Origin of the sequence: Micromonospora sp. NPDC050686 (genome assembly GCF_040654475.1) — a bacterium.
GTDB lineage: Bacteria > Actinomycetota > Actinomycetes > Mycobacteriales > Micromonosporaceae > Micromonospora.
Window position 1 is genome coordinate 25566 of sequence record NZ_JBFAID010000066.1, and the last position, 6000, is coordinate 31565.

Here is a 6000-nt window from a genome sequence, read left to right on the forward strand (position 1 = left end):
GGCCTTGGCCGGCTTCCAACAGCTGCGCAACTGCGCGCCGCAGCGACGGCCGTGCCGCCTTCACATGTCTGGGCATCTGGTCCGGGATGACGTTCGCGGCCGTCGCCGTGGCGGAACCGAGGGTGCCCTAGGCCGACGCCGGGGGCTGCTGGCGGGCGGCCTGGAACGGCGCGCGATCGAAGATGAACCGACTGCAAGTGATCTTTCCGTCCTCGACCGTGACGCATTCTGCGGCCGGCGCGTTCGGCACCGGTATGGTCGCGGTGTCGTACACGACCACCGCGGTCTTCTCGTCGCCGAACGCCGCGATCAGCTTTACGTTGAGCAGGATCTGGACGAACGGGGCCACGAACTCGCCGTACGCCACTGCGCCGTCGATCCGCCCGGCCGGCGCGTCGCACACCATGCCGTCGGCGATGTAGGACATGGCTGAGTCCAGGTCCTTGCTAGTCCACGCCTCGTAGTAAGCCAGCGCGGCACGCGGGGCGGTTCCGTTGTGTCCGGCCCGGCACGACCGGATGCCCGCCGTCGTGTCTCGACGGGCAGCCGATCAGCGGCTGCCCGCAGAGCACGAGGGCGTGGCCCGTGCCGAGCCGGTTGTCAGGCGGCGCGCGGCAGTGGCATCGGCCGCTGCGGCGGTGGAACCGGGCGGGTGGGCCGGAACCAGCCGGCGAACCGCGCCGCCACGGCGACGGCCGGAGCGGCGACACGCGCCCGGCCACGGGCGAACACGCCGGTCAGGGTGGCCGCGCGGCAGGCGCGGTGGGCGTCGCGTGCCGGCGGGCACGGGTACGCCTCGCCTGCGCAGCGCAGGTTGGCGCACCGGCCGGGCTGGTGCGGGTCGGGCAGGTGGGCGGCGGCGACGTCGGTGGCGAGCAGCCACAGCAGGACGTCGGTGACATTTCGGGGTACGGCGTAGCGGTGCGGCTGCGTCATCTGTCAACCTCGCGTGGACGGCGACGGTTCGGGTGGTCGCCACGCCGGCCAGCGGTACGGGGATGCCGCTGTCGGGTACGCCGGCGTGGCGACCGGACACAGTGGCGCTCGACTTTCCGCATCGATCAAGTCGTCGGCCCACTACCTCTGTTGATCGGTTGATCGGCCTGCATGTATGAGGTTGTCGTCGCGGTGAATGAGAAGGCGGGCCGTCGTGGCGGCAGCAGGCCATGCGGTGGTGGTTATGAGCCGGGCCAGGGGTGTCCGGGTGCGGCGGGGTCGAAGTCGCCGGGGTCGGCGTTGTCACGTTCGCTGCCGTTCCACTCGATGCGTGCCTCGAGTTCGGCACCGGCGAGGGCGGCCTCGACGGCGGCTTCGGCGGTGTCGAAGGCGTCCTCGCTGCTGGCGGCCGTGACCTCGGCGAGTACGGACAGGGTGAGGCGAACCTGCCAGCGGCGGGGAAGCAGCGGCAGGCCGACGGCGTCCAGGATCTTGTTGGCCGCGTCGACGTCGATGTCGTGTTCGCCGACCGCGTCGCGTAGCGCGTGCCACACCTGGTTGCGGAACTGCGCCGTCGATTCTGTGGCTTCGGTCGGCCGCTGCGGGCAGGTGTGGTGGTCTCGCAGGTAGGCCTGGATCTGGGTGCTGGTGTGGGTGAGCCATCCCAGCGGGGCGGGCTGGCCTGGGTGGAAGGCGTCCCAGGCGTTGTGCAGGACGGATTCGAGGGTCGGGGGCGGGGCGGTGGGCATCGCCGTTGGTTCGCTCATCTGGGATTGCCTCCGTGGTCGGTAGGGCAGGCACCCCGCCGTCCGTGTGGATGGCGGGGTGCGGGTGTGCTGGTCAGGGCCTGGGGTCGGCGGCGGCGGCTGGCGGGTCGGCGACGGGGTTGCCGCGATCGGGGATGGAGATCAGGGCGGTGTGGGTGTGGATGAGGGCCTCGGCGGTGCGTCGGAGGGCGGCGGTGGCCTTGTCGTGCTGGGCAAGGGCCCTGGTGAGGGTGTGGGTGATCCGGTCGAGCCGTTCGCGTCGGGACAGCGCGGTGTCGGTGCCGCTGCTGCCGTGGACGTTGTGGAGCAGGTTCGCGGCGTCGGTCAGGGCGGTGATCTGCGCGCTGGTGGCGGCGATGGTGCCCGCCGCGGCGAGCAGCGCGCAGATCTCGTCGGGATGGTGGGCGCAGGCGTCGGCGAGCTGATCGGGGTCGAAGGAGTAGCCCTGGTCGTGCAGCAGTCGACATACGACGTCGAGGTGCGGTTCGGACATGGATGTCTCCAGCGGGTGGGGTGCGGGTTAGTGGGTGGGCTGGTCGGGGTGGGGCCAGCCGTCGAGGACGGACGGGGGAAGCCCGGCGCGTAGGGCCTGGTCGATGAGCCGGGCGAGGGGGTAGCCGGGGTTGGCGGCCAGGGCGCGGTCGACGGCGACGGAGGCGAGGGCGCCTTCGCCGCGGCGCCAAGCGGCGAAGGCGAGCAGGCTGGCTGGTGGGGCGGCGAGCGGCGGGTGGGCCGGGCGGGTGATGTCGGCCCACATGGCGGTGTGCCAGGGCTGGTCGTCGGTGGCCCGCCAGGCGGCGTCGCGGATCGCCGGGGCGGGGAGCAGGACGGTGAGCCAGGCCAGTTCGTCGTCGGTGAGGGTCTGCTCGTCGGCGTAGCGGGCGAGCGGGCCCTTGGATCCTTCACGCCAGCCGATGGTCTGCGGCGCGGTGCGGCCGGTGGCCGGGACGTGATCGGTCAGGCTGAACGGCTTCCTGCGGCAGCCGGGCTGGGTCGTGGCCCCAGGCCGAAGTAGGCGATCATCTCGGGACGGACGTCGACCGAGTGGGAGGGGGCCTCGCCTCTGACCTGGTGCACGTAGCCAATCCCGGCGTCGACCAGGGCTGGCGGAGGGCGGGGTCTGCTCGGCCAGCAAGGCCAAGGTGGTCCGAGGGTGAGGTGACCATGGGCCGCAACTGCGCGCTGGAGTCCGACGAGGGATCGCCCGGTGCGTGCTCACCTGCCAGTCCAGCCCGACCACCGGGAACCTCACGGTCAACTACGACCCGTAAGCGGCGGTTGCACCCTCGGCTGCCGCTCGCACGGCGGAAAATTCTTCGCCGAATTCGGCTGGACGGTAAGTGCGCCGGCGCTCTGATGCGTGTACGGCATGTGGGACGTGAGCATGCACAGTTCGCAGAGTTCTACCAGGTCCACCGCGCCGCCTGCCTGAAGGCGGTGGTGGCGGCGACCGGTGATCGTCAGGGCGCCGAGGACCTGGTGGCGGAGGCTTTCACCAGGGCCTGGATGTCCTGGCGGAAGGTCAGCCGGCCCCGGCCCCGAAGGGATGGGTGGTCCGTACCGCCCTGAACGCGAGGGTGTCGGCGTGGCGGCGACGGCGCCGGGAGGTCGCCCTGGCCGACGTGCACGACGTGGTGGTCGACCGGGACCCGGGCGGCGTGGACGCGACGCTGATGGCGGCGTTGCGGCAGCTGCCCGTCCGACAACGCGAGGTGGTCGCGTTGCGGGTCTTCCTCGACCTGGACACCCGTGCTACCGCTGCGGTGCTCGGCATCGCCGCGGGAACTGTCGCCGCCCACCTCTCGCGGGCCGTCGCGTCGCTGCGCGGCCAACTCGCCCCTACCAGCAGATGAGGAGAATGAGCGTGCGAGACGAAGACGTACTGAGTGCGGTGTCGAACGGGCTGTCCGGCCTGGACATGCAGCGGCCGGCGGAGGAGATCGTCGCCGCGGGCAATGCGCGCCGCCGGCGCCGGGCGGGCGTCGCCACCATGGCTGCGGTGGCGCTCGCCGCCGGGCTGGCGGTGGGCGTGCCGTCGCTCGCCGGGTCGGGGCCGGGCGCGACGCCGACCGCGCAGCGGCCGACCGCCACGCCCCCCGTGCATCCGGCCGCGTTTTCGTTGGTCAGCAACCCCAACGGCACCCTGGCCTTGTCGCTGTCGAGGAAGCAACTCGCCGACCCGGACGCGCTGCGCAAGGCCCTCGCCGATGCCGGGGTGCGGGCGAAGATCACGACCGATGGCACGATGTGCAATTCGATCCCGGCCCCGCGCAACATGGAAGCGGTCTTCCCCTCGACGGAGCGCGAGCCCGACGGCACCGTCATCGTGATCAACCCGGCGGCTATGAAGCCCGGTTCGATGCTGGTCATCGAATTGATCGAGCCGGGTGCCGGGGTCGTCGCCTTCGGCCTCGCCTGGGAGGACAAGCTCCTCTGCTCGAAGCCGCGACGGTGACGCGTCGCCTTCGTCCCGGGCCTGTCGTGGGAAGTCGGGCGGCCCTGCTGGGCGTCGATGGTCATACGGTGCGGCGCTCGGAGTAGAAGCCGAGCGCAGCTTGCCAACCGTGACGTGCTGGTCATGGCACGGGCCGTCGTTTTCCCCTCGCCCGAGACGCTCCGCCCGGCATGGCCCGCAGTTGTGCGCTGGCGATCCGCGGTGCTGGGGACATTGCCGAGCCCGGGCGTCGGCCGGTGAGGCGATGCCGCTTCGTGGGCGCGCGCGTTTTTGGTTATGGATGGTTAGGGACGGCTCGTCGGACGTGTGCGTCCGGTCGTTCCGACGTGTACGTCCGGCCGTCTGGACGTGTGCGTCCGGCCGGTGGACAACCGGGGGGACGTGAACGTCCTCCCGGTTATCCACAGGGTTGTGGACGTCGGTGGGGTGTTGCGGTTCGGTGTACGGGTCGAGGCTGGCCGGCAGCGGGCGGCGGCGGTGCGTCGCGAGGTTCCAGACGACGGGCCGGCGGTCCGCGGTCAGGAACGCCGTCTGGCGCTGGTCCCCGCGGCGGATGAGGCCGAGGCGTTCCAGATCGTCCAGGTCGCGGCGTACGGATCGCACGGTCTTGCGGGCGTAGTGGGCGAGGCGTTCCTGGGACGGGAAGGCGCCGCGACCGGCGGCGTCGGCGTGGTTGGCCAGGCCGATGAGGACGGCGAGGCACTGTGGTGGGACGTCGGGGGCATGACTGAGCGCCCAGGAGACAGCTTCAATGCTCATGGCGGGGCGGAATCTCCGATGCTTGTCGGTGTTTCACAGAGCGGGGCCCGCCACTCGGAGCGTGCGTGCGGCTCACGGGCGGCGGTCGCAGGTGCGTCATAGCGGGCCGAGCAGTAGTTCCCCTGCTCGTCCCTGCGGCGGCCTGGCAGCCGCGCTTGGTGGCGGCGTTGAGGCATCGACAGGCCCTACAGGCGGGTAAGCGGGAAACGCTGCGACGTGTGGCGGGCTCGGCGACGGGCCGGTGTCCCGCCTGACGGCACCGCGTGCGGTGGCCAAGCCGTCAGGCGGCACTCGGTGTCGGCAGTAGCCGGTGTGGGGGTGCCAGCGGCCGTACGGGCCGGAACCAGTCGGCGTACCGCGCGGCAGTGTCCGGGGTAGTGGCGTGCGCCCGGCCGCGTGCGAATGGTCGGGGACGGGTCGCCGCCTGGTAGGCGCGGTGGGCGTCGCGTGCCGGCGAGCACGGGTACGGCTGGCCGGCGCAGCGCAGGTTGGCGCAGCGGTCGGGATGGTGGGCGTGGGGGAGGTGAGCGGAAGCGACATCGGTGGCGAGCAGCCACAGCAGCACGTCAGTGACGGTGGGGGGTATGCGGTGGCGGTGCGGCTGGTTCATCGGTAGCCCCCTTCGTGGGCGATGTCGGCCTGGGTGGCCGCCACCCCGGCCAGCGCTGTGGGGATGTGCGCTGCCGGGTACGCCCGGGGTGGCGGCCGGCATGAGTGACGCTCGACTTTGCGCCTAGATCAAGTCGCCGACCGGCTTCTGGGATCAGATGTCACTGGCCACAGGCGGCCGGGCACCGGATCGGTAAGGAGGTAGCCGCCGGCGGGCTGTCGCGACGGCAGCCGCTGGCCCGTTGCCATGACGGGCCGGTGGCGTCGCCAGGGCGATGCGGACATCAAGGCGAGAGACGTCGGCTGTGGTCGTCACCGGTCGAGGCCCGGGTATTCGGCTGCGGTGACGTCGAGCTCTCCGGGGTCGACGTTGTCGCGTCCCTGTCTGTCAGGGTGAGTTGAGGCCAGCGGCTCATAGCAAGTCCGCCGGACAGGGCGAGTTCAGGATCGAGAAGCGTTGAATACTGCTGTTGA

The 6000-nt window shown here is 71.6% G+C and carries 7 protein-coding genes and 1 pseudogene; 2 read left to right on the forward strand and 6 right to left on the reverse strand.

Annotated elements, in window-relative coordinates; translation table 11 throughout:
- Nucleotides 1-127 precede the first annotated feature (127 nt).
- From AB0H57_RS28850 to AB0H57_RS28870, 5 genes are all read right to left on the reverse strand, one after another.
- Nucleotides 128-520 carry a nuclear transport factor 2 family protein gene (locus AB0H57_RS28850; protein ID WP_357511838.1) on the reverse strand — a complete coding sequence of 131 codons (393 nt, stop codon included), beginning with the start codon at nt 518-520 and terminating at the stop codon, nt 128-130.
- An 80-nt stretch (nt 521-600) separates the two neighbouring features.
- On the reverse strand, nt 601-936 hold the full coding sequence (locus AB0H57_RS28855; protein WP_357511826.1) for a hypothetical protein: 336 nt from the start codon (nt 934-936) through the stop codon (nt 601-603).
- A 242-nt stretch (nt 937-1178) separates the two neighbouring features.
- Nucleotides 1179-1703, reverse strand: coding sequence for a hypothetical protein (locus AB0H57_RS28860; protein WP_357511828.1), 525 nt, complete (start codon nt 1701-1703; stop codon nt 1179-1181).
- 73 nt (nt 1704-1776) lie between these two features.
- Nucleotides 1777-2196: a hypothetical protein gene (locus AB0H57_RS28865; RefSeq protein ID WP_357511830.1), complete on the reverse strand. Its 420-nt coding sequence runs from the start codon at nt 2194-2196 to the stop codon at nt 1777-1779.
- A 27-nt stretch (nt 2197-2223) separates the two neighbouring features.
- On the reverse strand, nt 2224-2844 hold the full coding sequence (locus AB0H57_RS28870; RefSeq protein ID WP_357511832.1) for a DUF4192 family protein: 621 nt from the start codon (nt 2842-2844) through the stop codon (nt 2224-2226).
- Between the two features lie 409 nt (nt 2845-3253).
- Between AB0H57_RS28870 and AB0H57_RS28875 the strand changes: the two genes are divergently transcribed.
- Both AB0H57_RS28875 and AB0H57_RS28880 read left to right on the forward strand, forming a co-directional pair.
- On the forward strand, nt 3254-3556 hold the full coding sequence (locus tag AB0H57_RS28875; protein WP_357511834.1) for a sigma factor-like helix-turn-helix DNA-binding protein: 303 nt from the start codon (nt 3254-3256) through the stop codon (nt 3554-3556).
- Between the two features lie 11 nt (nt 3557-3567).
- A complete protein-coding gene (locus tag AB0H57_RS28880; RefSeq protein WP_357511836.1) occupies nt 3568-4158 on the forward strand; it encodes a hypothetical protein in 591 nt (196 codons plus the stop codon).
- Between the two features lie 612 nt (nt 4159-4770).
- On the opposite strand, the pseudogene AB0H57_RS28885 reads toward AB0H57_RS28880, so the two are convergent.
- Nucleotides 4771-4917: pseudogene (locus AB0H57_RS28885) on the reverse strand (hypothetical protein); the annotation flags it as partial.
- Nucleotides 4918-6000 lie beyond the last annotated feature (1083 nt).

Excerpts from the sequence above, each read along its gene's own strand:
- AB0H57_RS28855 (WP_357511826.1), bottom strand. The coding sequence starts at position 936 with ATGACGCAGCCGCACCGCTACGCCGTACCCCGAAATGTCACCGACGTC.
- AB0H57_RS28860 (WP_357511828.1), bottom strand. The coding sequence starts at position 1,703 with ATGAGCGAACCAACGGCGATGCCCACCGCCCCGCCCCCGACCCTCGAA.
- AB0H57_RS28865 (WP_357511830.1), bottom strand. The coding sequence starts at position 2,196 with ATGTCCGAACCGCACCTCGACGTCGTATGTCGACTGCTGCACGACCAG.